The organism is Methylobacterium sp. E-046 (assembly GCF_022829625.1).
Classification (GTDB): Bacteria; Pseudomonadota; Alphaproteobacteria; order Rhizobiales; family Beijerinckiaceae; genus Methylobacterium; species Methylobacterium longum.
Genome location: NZ_JAKSYP010000252.1, coordinates 1 through 14,284 on the forward strand (window position 1 = coordinate 1; position 14,284 = coordinate 14,284).

The 14,284-nt window shown below is 73.2% G+C and carries 16 protein-coding genes and 1 pseudogene; 7 read left to right on the forward strand and 10 right to left on the reverse strand.

Translation table 11 applies throughout. From position 1 onward, the window contains the following. The first annotated feature begins 359 nt into the window (after positions 1–359). The gene (locus MKK82_RS27260) at positions 360–677 is read left to right on the forward strand and encodes a GCG_CRPN prefix-to-repeats domain-containing protein (RefSeq protein WP_238286285.1); all 318 of its coding nucleotides are present in this window, start codon (positions 360–362) and stop codon (positions 675–677) included. A 21-nt stretch (positions 678–698) separates the two neighbouring features. Here MKK82_RS27260 and MKK82_RS27265 read toward each other — a convergent pair whose 3' ends face one another. After that, positions 699–1,040 carry a hypothetical protein gene (locus tag MKK82_RS27265; RefSeq protein WP_238286284.1) on the reverse strand — a complete coding sequence of 114 codons (342 nt, stop codon included), beginning with the start codon at positions 1,038–1,040 and terminating at the stop codon, positions 699–701. Between the two features lie 67 nt (positions 1,041–1,107). Here MKK82_RS27265 and MKK82_RS27270 point away from each other — a divergent pair, with 67 nt between their 5' ends. Beyond that, on the forward strand, positions 1,108–1,440 hold the full coding sequence (locus MKK82_RS27270) for a hypothetical protein (RefSeq protein WP_238286283.1): 333 nt from the start codon (positions 1,108–1,110) through the stop codon (positions 1,438–1,440). A gap of 36 nt (positions 1,441–1,476) precedes the next feature. On the opposite strand, the gene MKK82_RS27275 is transcribed toward MKK82_RS27270, so the two are convergent. Further along, complete coding sequence (locus MKK82_RS27275) at positions 1,477–2,064, reverse strand: TadE/TadG family type IV pilus assembly protein (RefSeq protein WP_238286282.1); 588 nt, start codon at positions 2,062–2,064, stop codon at positions 1,477–1,479. Continuing rightward, positions 2,058–2,648: a TadE/TadG family type IV pilus assembly protein gene (locus tag MKK82_RS27280; RefSeq protein WP_238286281.1), complete on the reverse strand. Its 591-nt coding sequence runs from the start codon at positions 2,646–2,648 to the stop codon at positions 2,058–2,060. Before MKK82_RS27280 ends, MKK82_RS27275 begins: the two co-directional genes overlap by 7 nt. Before the next feature lie 689 nt (positions 2,649–3,337). Between MKK82_RS27280 and MKK82_RS27285 the strand changes: the two genes are divergently transcribed. Both MKK82_RS27285 and MKK82_RS27290 read left to right on the forward strand, forming a co-directional pair. Further along, positions 3,338–4,375 carry an HD-GYP domain-containing protein gene (locus tag MKK82_RS27285; protein ID WP_243987477.1) on the forward strand — a complete coding sequence of 346 codons (1,038 nt, stop codon included), beginning with the start codon at positions 3,338–3,340 and terminating at the stop codon, positions 4,373–4,375. 62 nt (positions 4,376–4,437) lie between these two features. Then, positions 4,438–7,134, forward strand: coding sequence for an ATP-binding protein (locus MKK82_RS27290; RefSeq protein WP_238286278.1), 2,697 nt, complete (start codon positions 4,438–4,440; stop codon positions 7,132–7,134). Between the two features lie 350 nt (positions 7,135–7,484). Here MKK82_RS27290 and MKK82_RS27295 read toward each other — a convergent pair whose 3' ends face one another. Then, positions 7,485–9,023, reverse strand: coding sequence for a sensor domain-containing diguanylate cyclase (locus tag MKK82_RS27295; protein ID WP_243987508.1), 1,539 nt, complete (start codon positions 9,021–9,023; stop codon positions 7,485–7,487). Between the two features lie 228 nt (positions 9,024–9,251). Here MKK82_RS27295 and MKK82_RS27300 point away from each other — a divergent pair, with 228 nt between their 5' ends. Next, entirely contained in the window at positions 9,252–9,479 is a 228-nt protein-coding gene (locus tag MKK82_RS27300; RefSeq protein ID WP_243987479.1) for a hypothetical protein, read from the forward strand. Here MKK82_RS27300 and MKK82_RS27305 read toward each other — a convergent pair. After that, on the reverse strand, positions 9,476–9,739 hold the full coding sequence (locus MKK82_RS27305; RefSeq protein ID WP_238286275.1) for a hypothetical protein: 264 nt from the start codon (positions 9,737–9,739) through the stop codon (positions 9,476–9,478). The two genes, MKK82_RS27300 and MKK82_RS27305, sit on opposite strands and share 4 nt — an antisense overlap. Before the next feature lie 338 nt (positions 9,740–10,077). Here MKK82_RS27305 and MKK82_RS27310 point away from each other — a divergent pair, with 338 nt between their 5' ends. After that, a complete protein-coding gene (locus tag MKK82_RS27310; protein WP_238286274.1) occupies positions 10,078–10,368 on the forward strand; it encodes a hypothetical protein in 291 nt (96 codons plus the stop codon). Positions 10,369–11,054: 686 nt separating this feature from the next. Then, complete coding sequence (locus MKK82_RS27315) at positions 11,055–11,750, forward strand: hypothetical protein (RefSeq protein WP_243987481.1); 696 nt, start codon at positions 11,055–11,057, stop codon at positions 11,748–11,750. Positions 11,751–11,967: 217 nt separating this feature from the next. Here MKK82_RS27315 and MKK82_RS27320 read toward each other — a convergent pair whose 3' ends face one another. The 5 genes and pseudogenes from MKK82_RS27320 to MKK82_RS27335 form a co-directional block, all read right to left on the reverse strand. Beyond that, on the reverse strand, positions 11,968–12,720 hold the full coding sequence (locus MKK82_RS27320) for a hypothetical protein (RefSeq protein WP_243987483.1): 753 nt from the start codon (positions 12,718–12,720) through the stop codon (positions 11,968–11,970). Between the two features lie 55 nt (positions 12,721–12,775). Next, positions 12,776–13,261 (reverse strand): annotated as a pseudogene (locus tag MKK82_RS34485) (protein-L-isoaspartate O-methyltransferase family protein); the annotation flags it as partial. A 98-nt stretch (positions 13,262–13,359) separates the two neighbouring features. Further along, positions 13,360–13,647, reverse strand: a complete 288-nt coding sequence (locus MKK82_RS27325) for a hypothetical protein (protein ID WP_238286272.1) — start codon at positions 13,645–13,647, stop codon at positions 13,360–13,362. A 32-nt stretch (positions 13,648–13,679) separates the two neighbouring features. Then, positions 13,680–13,841 (reverse strand): YqaE/Pmp3 family membrane protein, encoded by a 162-nt coding sequence (locus MKK82_RS27330; protein WP_238286271.1) that lies wholly within the window; start codon positions 13,839–13,841, stop codon positions 13,680–13,682. 88 nt (positions 13,842–13,929) lie between these two features. Next, positions 13,930–14,274: a hypothetical protein gene (locus tag MKK82_RS27335; RefSeq protein ID WP_238286270.1), complete on the reverse strand. Its 345-nt coding sequence runs from the start codon at positions 14,272–14,274 to the stop codon at positions 13,930–13,932. Between the last annotated feature and the right edge of the window lie 10 nt (positions 14,275–14,284).

Genomic DNA, 14,284 nt, shown 5'->3' on the forward strand with positions numbered 1-14,284 from the left:
GATGGGCGCCTTGCAGAACATCCGGCAGGCCAGCCAGCAGACGGCGGCCGGCACGCGCCAGGTCGAGGCGGCCTCGGCCAACCTCACCGAACTCGCCCAGGCGCTCATGGCGCTCGCCGAACGATACAGGCACTGAGGGCGACGCGCGAAGATCCCGACCGGATCCGCGATTGATCGCCGGCACGGACGGCGCGCCGCCGCCCGCGACGCCCGCTGCCCGGCGGCGCCAGCCGGCAGGCCCGGGTCCGGGAACCCGGCGGCGCGATGAACGGCCCGTCCGGATCCGGTTCACGGGCGGCGGCGCATCCTCCTGTCATCCGGTCCGACGGGTTCGGACCGTGGCTCGAGGAGATCGTGTGATGAGGCGCTCCAGGTTGATCGGCATGGCCGCACTGCTCGCGGCAGGTCTCTCCGGCGCCACGGCGGCGAACGCCGCGCCGTTCGGCTACGGACCGCCCTCCGGCGCGATGCCGATCGAGCGCGTCGCCGGCGGGTGCGGGCCCGGGTTCCATCCGAACCCCTGGGGGCATTGCCGGCCCAACGACCGCGGCTGGGGCTACGGCGGCCCGCGCGGACCCTACGGCGGCCGGCCGAACTACGACGGATACGGCGGCGACGCGCGCGGCCCCGGCGGCTACGGCTACGACGGCCCCCGCCGGTTCCACGGCGGCTGGTGAAGCGCCGCGGGCGGCCCGGCGTCAGCCGGGCTGTCCGGGCAGCCCCGTCCAGGCATCCCGGACGAGGTCGAGGCGGAGCGCGGCGCGGGCGGGGTCCGCGTCCGCGACCTGCTGCAGGGCGGTCTCCAGGGCGTCGGCCCCGCCCAGCGCCGCCGCCGCCTCGCCCTGACGGCGCAGGGACGAGCGGTGCGCCCGCATGGCGGGCCCCGCCTTCGGCCCGGACTCGATCGCCTCCAGGATGGTGACGAGGGCCGCCACGATCGGGGCGACCTCGCGCCAGGACGGCACGGACGGTCGCTCGGGCGCGGCCGGCGGCTCCGGGTTCGGCGGCGCGGAGAAGCTGGTGGTCAGCGGGCGCTTCAAGACGGGCCTCCTCGGACGCGGCCGGATGGGTCAGGATCGGCCGGCACGTAAGCCTTAGGAGGTGCGCATGGCCGAAAGGCGGAAGGTCCGCGAATCCGGCGGGGAGGCGCTGTCGCGCCACATCCTGCCGAGTGCGGGGACGATGGTCGGTGTCTGCACCACCCTGATCGGCCTCGTGAAGATCGCCGAGGGGCAGGTCGGTCCCAGCCATGTCGACGAGGCCGCCGCCCTCACGGCCATCCTGTTCCTGGTGGGCGCGATCGCCTCCTACCTGTCGATCCGCCTGGAGGCCGGGAGCGACCGCATGGTCCGGCTGGAGCGCTGCGCCGACATCTGCTTCGTCCTCGGGCTGGTCAGCCTGACGCTGATCGCGGTCCTGTTCGCCTACGAGACGATCTGACGGCGCGGGGCGGATCGTCCCCGGCGCCGGGTCGGGTCACTTCGGGCAGGGGGCGCCCCCCGGCAGCACCACCTCGCTCTGACCGTTGTGGACCTGCCCGCTGCGCACCGGCCAGGTCTTCTTGTACCTGTAGGTGTATCGGACGAGGCCCGGGAACAGCGGGAAGACCGGCCGGTAGGGCATCGTGACCTCCGTCATCACGAACCGGTCTCCGCCCCGGTCGAGGCCTGCCGGCGGGGGGCCGAGCGTGGAGCCGGTGGCGCGGGCCTGCCCGTTGGATTCCGCGCTGGAGCAGACCTGGGTCGTGGCCGCGGAGCCGGTCTGGTACGTGCCTGCCGCCGTCAGGACGACGCTGGCGCGGGTCACGTCGTACGGGTTGGCGATCGCGCCCAAGGCGGCGAAGACCGGCGACAGGTCCGTGTAGGTCCCGCGGGAGACGAGATCGGCCATGGTGGCCGTGGCGTTGTCGAGCCTCTTGCCGATCATGTAGGCGCGGGGCAGCTCGATCGACCCCATGAACAGCAGGATCAGGAGCGGCGCGACCAGGCTGAACTCGACGGCGCTGACCCCGCTCCGGCTGCCCGCGAAGGCGATCAGGCCGGCGCGGGGTATCCCGTTCAACACGGCTTCGGCTCGTATTCCTCGGCCTGGAAGATCTCGGTCGCGATCAGCATCTGCGACTTGTCGGACATGATCCGGCCGGTGAAATCCAGCATCTGGAACAGGCGCACCACCGGTACGGCGGCCCGCACCGTGACCGTGTCGCCGCCCTGCGGGCAGTCGAAGCGCATGCCGAACCCGGCCGTCCAGGTCTTCTTGGTCCGGTCGAACGGTTCCGCGGGCTGCGAACTCGAGAACGATGCCGCCCGCGAGACGTCGAGGCGCAGGTCCGTGCAGGGGAACAGGACCGAGGGTCCGCTGCAGACGATCTTGCGGAAGCGCTGGCCCGGATCGCTGCCGTCGGCACCGTCCTGGAAGACCCCCGTCCGAAGCTGGCGGACGCCGCGGTCGAGGGCGATGTCCAGGGTCTGCTGCTCCAGGGCGACGAGGCCGGTTTCCGCCACCACGCCGAGCAGGGCCAGGAACGGGGCCGCCAGGAGCGCGAACTCCACCGCCGACGCGCCGCCCCGGTGGCGAGCCAGGCGCCGGGCGCGGCCGACGGGTCCGGCGCCCGCGCGGCGCGTCGGCGCGGCGTCCCCGGATCGCATCCGCTCAGCCGTAGGCGCGCGGGATCTCGAGGCCGGGACCGACGATGGGGGACCGGTAACGAATGACGCCAGACACCTCAGGATACCGGTCATCGCGCATGAACTCTGCACGTCGTGCGCCGCCCCATCGCCGCGTGGGCACGATCTCCGACGACGTTAGCGGTGTCCCCTTTCGAAAGTGTTCAGGCCGCCCAGTAGTGGAACGCGCTTCGACGACGGTCACGGGGCCGTCCAGGCTGTTTCGCGGGCCGGCCGCCTATCGCCGGCACGAGTGTTGCTGGATTAGAAACAACCTAGGATAGGAAACAGGGCGTTCTAGCCTCGGCGCGACTGTATTTACCATCTTCGACCTGTCCCGGGTCGGAAGAGTAGGACCTCGCGCAACACGGATGCCGAAATTGGCCCGGTGCGACGAATTCTTTAGGAGCCCGATGTCATCCTTCGGATCGGCGGCGCGTCAGCAGCGCGCGCCGGGCCGCCGTCCTGGAGGATGCGATCATCCGACACCCCTGGTGCACGCGCCGGAACGCCCCGCGCGCCCTGCCGGACCGGTCCGGCAGCGCGGCGGCGACGGTGCCCGGGCCTCCGGGTCGCGGTCCGCGCGGCGGCCGTCCTCGTCGGCCGGACGCCCCCAGGGCTCCCGACGCCCGACAACCTTCGCCGACGATGCGTCGCCTGGGAGTGACACGGTGCTCGCGCTGATCCTCGACGATTCCGAGATGAACAACCTGCTGATGATGCAGGCGCTCAAGCCCGTGGCCGAGTGCGAGCCCGTCGCCTTCACGAGCCCGGTGGCGGCGCTGGCCTTCCTGCAGGCGAACGTCGACCGGATCGGGATCGTCGTCACCGACTACGACATGCCCGGGATGACCGGCCTCGACGTCATCGCGGCGGCGCGGGCGGTGCCCGGCTTCGCGCACGTGCCGATCGTCATGGTGACGAGCCTCGACCAGCGCAGCCTGCGCCACCAGGCCCTGCGCGCGGGCGCCACCGACTTCCTCGGCAAGCCCTGCGATCCCGTCGAGATCCAGGCGCGCGTCACCAACCTGATGAAGATCAGCGCGGCCCACCGGCAGGAGCAGGACAGGACCGCGTGGCTCGCCCACGAGGTCGCGGCGGCGGTCGCGCTGATCGAGGCGCGGGAGCACGAGATCATCGCCCTGCTGATGCGCGCCGCCGAGCACCGCGACTCCGATACCGGCGACCACATCGCCCGGGTGGCCGGATATGTGGGCGTCATCGCGTGCAATCTCGGCTTCGCCACGCCGGAGGTCCGGAGCCTGAAACTGGCCTCCACGATGCACGATGTCGGGAAAATCGGCGTTCCCGACTCGATCCTGCTGAAGCGGGGGCCCCTCTCCGCGGACGAGCGCGCCGAGATGCAGAAGCACGCCGAGCGCGGCCGCCGGATCCTGGAGGGCAGCACCTCGGAGGTCGTGCGGCTCGCCGCCGAGATCGCCGCGAGCCACCACGAGCGCTGGGACGGCGCGGGCTATCCGCGGGGCCTGAGGGGCGAGGCGATCCCGCTCTCCGGGCGCATCGTGGCGGTGGCCGACGTGTTCGATGCCCTGGTGACGGAGCGACCCTACAAGACGGCCTGGCCCCTCGACCGCGCCCGCGGCTTCGTGGCGGATCAGGCCGGGCTGCATTTCGACCCGCGCTGCGTCGAGGCCTTCCTGGCCGGCTGGGACGAGGTGGAGCAGACCTGGATCAAGGCCGCCGCCTGATCCGACCATTCCGATCGCCCTCCCCTCCATCGAGCTCGCCCGGGCCCACACAGGAGCGAACCGTGCAACGCGCGTGGCTCAGGCCGAAACGCTCCCTGGCCGGCCGGCTGGCCCTGGCCGTCACCGGCGCCGTCACGGCCGCGCTGATCCTGGCGGCCGCCCTGTCGGTCTGGCGCGAGGTCGCCCGCTACGCCGCCGACAAGCAGATCGCACTCAAGGCCGTCGCCCAGGTCTTCGCCCACGGGGGCGGCCGGGCGACCGCCGAGAACGACGCCGATGCGGCGGATGCGTCCCTGCGGGCGATCGGCCAGGTCCCGTCCATCGTCTACGGAGCGATCGAGCGGTCCGACGGGTCCGTCCTCGCGGAGCAGGGACTCGGCCTGCGCCTGACCCAGGACGCGGCCCAGGACGGCGCGGACCTGTCCCTCCTGCGGATACTCGCCACCCGCACCCTGCGGGTGACCGCGCCGATCAGGGAGAACGGGCATACGGTCGGCCGCGTCGTCCTGATCGGCGAGACCGACGACATCCTCGACCACGTCTGGGCGGCGGGGCGGAACGCGGCGCTGGCGGCGCTGCTCGCCGTCGCCATCGGCATCGGCGTCTCGCTGTACCTCCAGCGCAGCGTCACGCGCCCGCTGACGGCGCTCGCCCGCACCATGGACGCGATCCGCCTGCGCCACGACTACGCGCAGCGCGCGCCCGTCTTGAGCGACGACGAGGTCGGCGCGCTGGCCCGCACCTTCAACGAGCTGCTCTCCGCCGTGAACGAGCGCGATCACCGCCTCGCCGCCCACAGCGCCCAGCTCGAGGCGGAGGTCCGCGCCCGGACGGCGGACCTGAACGAGGCCAAGCAGGCCGCCGAGTCCGCCAACGCCGCCAAGTCGACATTCATCGCCACGATGAGCCACGAGATCCGGACGCCGATGAACGGCGTCCTCGTGATGGCGGAACTGCTGGCGAGCTCCGACCTGCCGGCGCGCCAGCGCCGCTACGCCGAGGTGATCGCCCGCTCCGGCAAGTCGCTGATGGCGATCATCAACGACATCCTCGACCTGGCCAAGGTCGAGGCTGGCAAGCTCGACCTCGAGCACGTGCCCGTGAGCCCCGCCGAGATCGCCGACACGGCGGTGACGCTGTTCGCCGAGCGGGCCCGGGCGGCCGGTCTCGACCTCGCGGCCGAGATCGCGCCGGACGTGCCGCGGGCGATCCTCGGCGATCCGGTCCGCCTCGGGCAGGTGGTGAGCAACTTCGTGTCGAACGCGCTGAAGTTCACCGAGGCCGGGCACGTCTCCGTGCGGATGGCGATCGACGCCGGGGACGGGTGCCTGGTCATCGCCGTCACCGATACCGGGATCGGCATCCCGCAGGACAAGCTGGCCACGATCTTCTCGGCCTTCTCGCAGGCCGACCAGTCCACGACCCGGCGCTTCGGCGGGACCGGTCTCGGCCTGTCGATCGCCCAGCGGATCGTCGCCGCGATGGGCGGCACCGTCGCGGTGGCGAGCCGCGTGGGCGTCGGCTCGACCTTCTCGGCGCGGATCCCGGTCGCGGTCGCCGAGCCCGCCCGCCCGGTCATGCGCCGCCCCGCGGTGCCGGCCCGGGTCGTCCTGCGTGCCGCGGGCCCGGCCACCCGGGACGCCCTCGCGGCCGGCCTGCGCGGGGCCGGGTTCGAGCCGGTGGATTCCGCCGGCCGGGCGCCCGCCCACTGGATCCTCGACGTCGCCGCCCTGATGGCGGCCGGCCGCAGGCCGGAGGGTGCGGACCGCGTCCTCGTCGTCGGCGGCCAGGGTGACACCGCCGCCGACGCGGCGCTCCGGGCGGGACTCGCCGACGAAGTCCTGCGCTGGCCGGTCACCCAGGGCGAGTGGCAGCCGGTGCTCACGGCTCTGGCCGAGGGCGGCGCCTTCGCGGTGCCGGCCGCGCTGCCGGCCGCGCGGGCGGTCCCGGCCGAGCCGCTCCCGCGCTTCCCGGGGACGCGCGTCCTCGTCGCCGACGACAGCGCGGTCAATCGCGAGGTCGCCCTGGAGGCCCTGGCGCGCTGCGGCGTCACCGACGTGGTGGCGGTGGCGGACGGGGCCGCCGCCGTGGAAGCCGCCGCGGCGCGGCGTTTCGACCTGATCCTGATGGACGGCAGCATGCCGGTGCTCGACGGCTTCGCCGCGGCCCGGACCATCCGGCAGCGCGAGGCGGGCTCCGGCCGCCGCACCCCGATCATCGCCCTGACCGCCCACGTCCTCGCCGACGCCGCCGAGGCCGCGTCGGCCTCCGGCATGGACGGCACGCTGGGCAAGCCCTTCACGCTGACGCAGCTCGTCGGGCTCCTGCGGGCCCACGCCCCGGCCCGGCCGGACCTGGCGCCGGGCGCCCCCGCGCCCGTGCCCGTGCCCGCCGACGGGCCCCGCGGCGATCTCCTCGACGGCGAGGTCCTGGACGGTCTCCTCGGCCTCGGGGACAGCGCCTTCCTGGACCGCATCGTCGACCTGTACCGTCAGCAGGCCCCAACGGCGCTGGCGGTCCTGAGGGCGGTCCTCGGTTCGTCGGACCAGCCGGGCATCGCCCAGGCCGCCCACAGCCTCAAATCCATGAGCGCGAACATCGGTGCCCGCGCCCTGGTCGAGCGGCTGCGCGCCATCGAGCTGGCCGCACGGGACGCAAGGTGTGCGGAGCCGCAATCCGCCTGCGATGGCCTGGAGGCGCTGCTCGCCGCGACGATCCGCGAACTCGACGGGCGGACGCGGATCCACAGGGCGGCCTAGCGCGCGGCCGGGGCGGCCGGGACCTCGCGCGCCGGGACCTCGCGCGCCGGGTCCGGCCCAAGGGTCTCGGGGTCACGCGCGGGTCCCGCACCCGCGCGGGCCGGCGGATCCGGACATCCCGGCCCGACGCCGCGACGGCGCGGTCCGTTTTCTCTCTCCGCAGCGGCGGCGCGTTGCGCCACCCGGAAGACAACCCGAGAGACCGCCCGGGAGACCACGCCTTCGACGATGGGTGGCCATCGCGCCCCGCGCGGACGCGGGCGCGGGTCGCCTTCTCCCCGCGCGACGTCGGACCATCGCTCCGGCGGCGGGCGGCGGGCGGCGTCCGCCGGCGGTCCTGCCCGATCCGATCAGGAGGCGCCCACCAGTTGCAGGGTGCCGCGCGGGGATGCGGCCGCCGGCACGGTGGCGCTGCGGGTCTGATTGCGGCCGCCGCTCTTGGCCTCGTAGAGCGCGGCATCGGCCAGACGGTACAGGTCCGGCGCGGCGCCGCGTCCGCCGCCCGGCCTGAGGCTGGCGAGCCCGATGCTCACGGTCACGGCTCCCGCCCCGATTCCCGCCGACGGAACCGCCAGAGTCGACACCTCGGCGTGGACCTTGTCGGCAACGCGCTGGGCGCCGGCCTCGTCGGTATCCGGCAGGAGCAGGGCGAACTCCTCGCCGCCGATGCGGCTGACGAGATCCTCGGGACGGTGGACGCTCGCCGCCAGGCTGCGGGCCAGGCCCTGCAGCACCGCGTCGCCCACCGGATGCCCGTAGCGGTCGTTGTAGCGCTTGAAATGGTCCGCATCGACGATCAGCAGCGACAGCGGCTGGGCGCCGTGGCGGGCCGTCTCCAGGGCCCGGGCGAACCTGTCCTCGAAGCAGCGGCGGTTCGCCAAACCGGTCAGGGCATCCGTGCGCGACAGCGCGGCCAGTTCGGCCCGCATCGCCTCCCGGCGGCGCAACTCGCGCCCGAACAGGAGCGAGAGCGCGATCGTGAGACCGCAGAGCACCAGCAGGATGCTGCCGATGACGATCGCCCGCGCCCGCCATTCCGCCTCCACCGCCGTCGTGGCGAGGGCGACGTTCAGGATCAGCGGAGAGGTCCCGATCCGCGTGAAGGTGTAGTAGCGCTCGACCCCGTCGCGCACGGAGGTGCCGACGAAGCTGCCGCGCCCCTCCCGCAGGAACCGCCTGAAGGTCGGGGCCTGCGCGATGTTGGCCCCGATATCCGCCTCCTCGGCGGGGTAGCGCATCAGGCGGGTGCCGTCGTTCAGGTAGAGGTTGATCGCGCCGCCGTGGCCGAGGTCGATCTCGCCGAACAGGTGGGCGAAGTACGACAGTTTCACGGTGCCCAGGACCACGCCGCCGAAGCTGCCGTCCGGCTTGTCGATCCGGCGGCTGAACGGAAGCATCGGCTCGCCCGTCAGGCGCGAGAGGATCGGGGCTCCGACGTAGAGGCCCAGCCCGGTGCGCGCCTTGTGCACCTGGAAGTAGGCGCGGTCGGCGTAGTTGCCGCTGCGCGGCGGAACGGCGTCGAGGTCGGCGAGGACGGCACCGTGCTCGTTCATCACGAGCATCACGCCCATGTCGCGGGCGGTCGCCGCGCGATCGAACAGGATGAGCTGGCGCAAGGGGGCTTCGGCCTCGGCGAGGCCCGGCGCCCTCAGGTTGTCGACCGTCCCCCGGATCGAGAGATCGTACATCTCGATGTTGCGGGCGATGTCGCGCTCCAGAACCTGCAGGAGGTTCCTGGAGGTCTGCTCGGCCTTGTCCCAGGCATCCCGACGCAGGTCGAGCAGCATCAGCCCGGAGACCGCCAGCATGCCGATCGGAGCCAGGACGCCGAGCGCGATCCCGGTGCGGGCCGATCGGAGTCCTGACCCGAAGCGCCGCCACGAGACCATCGTCACATCCACGCGAAGCTGTCCGTCCGAGACGCCAGCTTTGCAGGCGCGGCCTTAACCGGCGCTTTCGACGCGGCCCGGCCGCGGCGCTCCCGCGCAGGGCCCGGCCTCCGCGCGGCGGGCGCAGGACCAAGTATCCATTATCGGCATGTGGATACCCAATTCTGTACTGATACTCAAAACGCTCGTGTGAGACTATGTTGCTCAGACCGAGAGCGGGAGTCCGCCATGTCGAACCGTGATGCCTTCGCCCACGAGATCGCGGCGCTGCTGATCGCCGACATCAAGACCTCGGGCGCGCGGACCCGGGCCGAGCTCGAGGCCGCCTGCCGCGCCTCGCTCAAGAGCCTGCTGGGCGAGGCCGCAGTGCCGGACCAGATCGCCGTCCTGATGCCCAGCGGTTTCGAGCGCTGGCCCCGGGTGGTGGTGCGGGGGCGACGCCTGCCGGACGTCTAGCGGCCCACCACGCCGGTGCCGCCGGTCGGCCCGATCGTGTTCGGGCCGGTGTTCGGCGCGGGCGTCGCGGCCTGGTTTCGCTGGATGTCCATCCGCAGCGTGTCGCTCCGGGTCGTCTGCTCCTGTCGCAGGGCGCGGAGCTGACCGCTCGATTCCATCGATCGGTTCGCGGCGTTGGGATCGGTCTGCTGCACCTGCGCAAGCACGGGGGACGCCACGGCCGTGGACAGGCAGAGGCTGGCGAGGATGAGGCGGCGCATGGCGGTTCTCGCGCGGGGTGAAGGAGTCTTCCCGTCAGACACCCGGAGGACCTGCCAAGTTCCTTCAGCGGTCGAGTTCCGTCAGCGATGGAGTTCCGTCGGCCGTCCGTCTTCCCGGCGCGGTCCGGGCCGCGCATCGGCAAGCCGCCGGAGGCAATCGGCAAGCCGCCGGAGGCAATCGGCCGCCGCAGGCAAGCCGGGCCCGCTCCTGTCGGGCGCCGCGGTGGGGATCGGATGCGCAGGGTTGTGGTTAGCCGGTCCCTGCGGTCCCGTCCCGTGCTTTACGTCTTGTTAACGCCTTCGCGCGAAGCTTGCCGCGGCCAGCCGGAGAGTTGCCCATGCGTGCATTGACGGAGGAGGACGAGCAAGCTGTCGAGCGCTTGACGCTCCGGCTTCTGCACGACGCCTATTGCGACCTCGCGGCCGTGCTGCGCGGTGCGCAGCCCCAGGCGGCCGCGGCGATCCTCGACGTGATGGAACAGCGGGTGACCGACGTTCTCACCCGGATCTGCCGGCAGCGCCTGGAGGGAGAGGCCTCCGAGGCGATCGCACTCGCGGTGGGCGAGCGGATCAGCGCGATCATGGATCAGGCGAACGGTCGGAGCGGGCACCCGGCGCTGGCCGCGTGAACGGGCGGAGCCTTCGGGCCGGGGAGGCCACGTCGCCGTAGCGTCCTCGGCCGTGGCGTGATCCCCCTCGTGGGCCGGACTCCGAACCTGAGATCGCGGCGCCTGTTCGAGGGCTTCCGCCCGCCGCTCCACCGCTTCGCGGCGCCCCGCTGGCGCGCGTCCTTCCGGCATCTCGCCCAGGCCCGGCCGGCGCCGGGATTGGCCCGCGGCCTCGACACGGCCACCGCGGCGACTATCCTGCTCCAGGGGGCGCTCTGCAGGACGCCGAGGGACCATGAGAGCCGTGCTGGTCGGGTGGTTCGCGGCCGCGCTCGCGGGCCCGGGAAGCCTCGATGCCGTCGCGCAGCCCGGTCGAGGCCACAGGGTGCCGCCGCGGGGACGGGCCGAGGCGCCATCCGTGGCGGTCCCGCGGTCGCCGGCCCCGACGCTGCGGTCCCGGGACGGCGGGATCATCTACTGGAACACGCCCAACAAGGACGGCAATCTCGGGGGCCCCGGGGCGGGAGGAAGCAGCGGCGGAGGCTGAACCGAGCCCTCCATCGCCCGAAGCGGGAGCGGCTGAGGACGGCTCAGGTCGCGACGGCGTCCGCCCCCGCGAGGTTCGCGCGCGCAGCCCCTGCCCTTTTACTGTATGCAAATACTGAACCCGATCAGATATAGGCGATTGTGTTGTCATGGAGGAAACCATGACAACGCTGAGAATGCTGCTTGCCGCTTCAATGCTGTCTTCGCTCCCGGTGACCGCCGCGCTGGCCCAGCCGGAGCAGGCCGCGCCGGCCGGAGGAGCGCTCGCGACCGAGAGGGTACCCAACACCACCGCCGTCGGGCAGACGAAGCCGCCGAGCCGCGAGGCGAGCCCGGCCTCGGTCAAGCCGATCGAGCGCTTGACGCCGCGTCAGGTCTCGGACGACGCGATCGCGCCCCGGGTCTGCGTGGGGTGTGGGACCGAGCCCGCGACGGCCGATCCCCTGTCGCTGCGGATTCGGCCCACCGGCACGGCGGAGGGACGCGCCGCCCGGCCCGACGCGCCGGAGGCGCTGGCTGCACCGCGGCAGCAATCCGACCTCGACACCGTCGCCCTGGCATCCGCCCATCGCGAGCGGGCGGAGTCGGTGGAGGAGAAGACCAACGGCCTCTGGCAATCCTGGCTGGTCTCGGTCTGCGACGGCTGCGGCGACCAGAAGCCGGCCCGGGCCCTGAAGGTGGAGGATTGGCCGGTCCGCACCCTGCCGCTGACCACAGGGTCGGTCGGCCACAAGGCCGCGCCTGAGACGAAGCCCGTTGCCGAGGCCAAGCGGCCCGAGAGCCGCCCGCACGGCACCCTCGAGGCGAATCTCTCGCCCGAGAACGTGGATTCGATCCGGCGCATGCCGCAGCGGTGATGGACCCCCGGTCGCGCACCCCCGAACGGGTTCCGCGACCGTGATCGCCGGCCTTGGGGCAAGCGCCTGCGGCAAGCGCCTGCGGCCGCGGATCGGGCGGCGGGCCGGCGGCCTCCGCGAGGCCCTCCGGCGCGGACGCCTCAGGATGGGGCGTGCGTGACCGGACAGGCCCGGCCGGAGGCGCTGTCGCGCCGAGGCCTCGCCGCCATACGTCCGATCAGGCGCGCCGACCGGAGCCGCCGTCCAGGAGGCCGCGCAACGCACCGGCCTGCGGGTCCAAGGTCCGCACGAGCGCAGTGTGGCCGCGCAACTCCGTCAGGGCGGTCGGGGAGGCCGCGACCGCCGCCGCCGGAAGGATGTCGAGCGCGAAGGCCGAAGGACCCGGCATCCCCAGGTCGCACCACCCGCGATAGGCCCGTGCGAGCCGCCTCGCCGCGGCCGGGGTGCCGTATCCGGTCAGGCGCCCGGCGCCCACGATGGCGGCCGAGCCCCCGTCCCGGTCCACGAGACCGAAATCGCTGACCCATCGTGGCGGTGCCGGGCTGGCGGCGGGCTCGAAGACCGCGAAGCTCGGCTCCGTCAGGGCCAGGTAGCGTCGGAACGCCTGCGCGGCGGCCGCGGGCTGGGCCGGGGCGAGGCCGCCGAACCAGAGCGGGCAGGACAGGCTCGGCGCGATCCCCGTACCATCCCGGAGCGGCAGGGCCTCGCGGCTGAGGCGCGCGATCTCCGCGCTCTGGCCCGCGCCGACCAGGGGCACGAAGAAACCGGGAACGCTCCAGAGCGCGCTGAAGCCGGGGCCCGCGCGGCGCAGCAGCGTCACCTCGCAGCCCTCGTCCCGGGGCAGGCGCAGGGGGACGAGGAGACGGCCGCCGGCGGCCACGCAATCGAACAGCGCGGCCGGGATGTCCCAGGTGGCGGCCGTGACGATCACCCGGTCGAACGGACCGCCCGGGATCGGCGCGCGCGGCATCCCCCGTGAGCACCGCGGCGTCGGCGCATCCGAGGCCGGCTAGGTCGGCCCGGGGCTGGTCCGCGAGGTCCGGGATGATCTCGACGCCGGTCGTCCGGCCCCCCGGTCCGGCGAGGTGGGCCATGACGGCGAGCAGCCAGCCGGAGCCGCAGCCGATCTCCAGGACGCGCTGGCCCGGCTCGACGCCGAGGCGCGCCACGAGCCAGAGCATGTAGGCCGCCTCGGAGTTGGTCGAGGGCAGCGGCGCGCCGGCGCCGTCGACAGGGGTCAGCGGTTGGCCGCGATAGACCAGGGGCAGCAGGCCGACCGGGTCGGCATCGAAATCCTGCAGCGGTCCGTCCGCTCCGGCACGGAAGCGATGCACGAAGCGGTGGCGCGGCGTCGCCCGCACCGCCGCGCGCAGCCGCTCCGGCAGTCCCTCCGCGTAGCCGTAGCGGCGGAAGGCCTCGTCGAGATGCCGGAGGAACGCCTCGCGGTGCGGCGCGGCCGCCCTGTCGAGGTTGCCCGAGCCGGTCACCGTGCCTCGCCCGCCACCCGCCATTCAGGCCGATCTCCCCGCGCCCGCGCCCGCGATCGGCGGGCCGTGCCGGAGAGGGGCACTGCGCGTCGCGCCCGGCGCCCCGGCGCGGTATCCCCCGGTCAGGCCTTGCTGAGCCGCCGGTGGTTCGCCCGGACCTTCCTCCGGTAGCCGCGCACGACCTTGCGGGGCGTGCCGCCCAGGGCGAGCGTGACCGCCGCGTTGCCGGCCGCGCGGATCTTCTCGGACACCATCCGCTCCGCCTCCCGGCGTGCCTTGGGACCGCCGACCATCAGCATCGCGATCCGTTCGCCGATGACCATCTGGGCCTCGACGCCGAGCATCGCGAGGTCGGTCCCCAAGCCGAGCCACGCGGCGGGTCCGAGGCCGGTTCGACGACGTGTCCGCATGAAGCTGGCTCCGGTTCCCGTGACGGGGCGCGTCAGGCGGTTTCCCGCCGCGTGACGATGAGAGCCCAGATCGTCGCCGGGATCCAGCCGATCAGCGTCAGGTGGAGGAGGATGCAGAGGATCCCCTGGATCACTTTCCCGCGCAGGAACATGGCGAGCCATGGCGCGAGAAAGCAGATGATGATCATGATCATGACGGCCGGGCCTCCTTGTCGTCGCGGACGAACACGCGCCTGTCGGAGAAGTTCCGGCCGCCGCGCCGGGCCGTGCGACGGGGCCGCCTCACGGTCCGGTCATCGCCCGCACCTCCATCACCTGGATCGATGCCTGGGGAATCTGCAGGTGCGGGTGGTCGGCGAACATCTGCGCGGCCGCGTCGTGCGACTCCGCCTCGGCGAACGCATACAGCATGACGTCGTTCTTGATGTCCGAGATCCCGTCCGACGCGACGCGCTTGGTGCGGCCGCCCGCCTCCGTACCGTTGACCGTTCCGGCATGGGCCTGCATCCAGTCGTCCCACGCGGCTTTCATCTTGGCCTCGGCCGGACCCCGCGTCTCCGGGGCCGTCCGCTTCCACCCTTCGATGACGGCCGAGGGCACGCAGTACAGGACGAGAAATCGTGTCATGAGCCTCTCC

What these genes read in the sequence shown, in the direction of transcription:
- MKK82_RS27260 (WP_238286285.1), top strand. Translation starts at nt 360, where the DNA reads ATGAGGCGCTCCAGGTTGATCGGCATGGCCGCACTGCTCGCGGCAGGT.
- MKK82_RS27270 (WP_238286283.1), top strand. Translation starts at nt 1,108, where the DNA reads ATGGCCGAAAGGCGGAAGGTCCGCGAATCCGGCGGGGAGGCGCTGTCG.
- MKK82_RS27280 (WP_238286281.1), bottom strand. Translation starts at nt 2,648, where the DNA reads ATGCGATCCGGGGACGCCGCGCCGACGCGCCGCGCGGGCGCCGGACCC.
- MKK82_RS27295 (WP_243987508.1), bottom strand. Translation starts at nt 9,023, where the DNA reads ATGGTCTCGTGGCGGCGCTTCGGGTCAGGACTCCGATCGGCCCGCACC.
- MKK82_RS27300 (WP_243987479.1), top strand. Translation starts at nt 9,252, where the DNA reads ATGTCGAACCGTGATGCCTTCGCCCACGAGATCGCGGCGCTGCTGATC.
- MKK82_RS27305 (WP_238286275.1), bottom strand. Translation starts at nt 9,739, where the DNA reads ATGCGCCGCCTCATCCTCGCCAGCCTCTGCCTGTCCACGGCCGTGGCG.
- MKK82_RS27310 (WP_238286274.1), top strand. Translation starts at nt 10,078, where the DNA reads ATGCGTGCATTGACGGAGGAGGACGAGCAAGCTGTCGAGCGCTTGACG.
- MKK82_RS27315 (WP_243987481.1), top strand. Translation starts at nt 11,055, where the DNA reads ATGACAACGCTGAGAATGCTGCTTGCCGCTTCAATGCTGTCTTCGCTC.
- MKK82_RS27320 (WP_243987483.1), bottom strand. Translation starts at nt 12,720, where the DNA reads ATGCCGCGCGCGCCGATCCCGGGCGGTCCGTTCGACCGGGTGATCGTC.
- MKK82_RS27325 (WP_238286272.1), bottom strand. Translation starts at nt 13,647, where the DNA reads ATGCGGACACGTCGTCGAACCGGCCTCGGACCCGCCGCGTGGCTCGGC.
- MKK82_RS27330 (WP_238286271.1), bottom strand. Translation starts at nt 13,841, where the DNA reads ATGATCATGATCATCATCTGCTTTCTCGCGCCATGGCTCGCCATGTTC.
- MKK82_RS27335 (WP_238286270.1), bottom strand. Translation starts at nt 14,274, where the DNA reads ATGACACGATTTCTCGTCCTGTACTGCGTGCCCTCGGCCGTCATCGAA.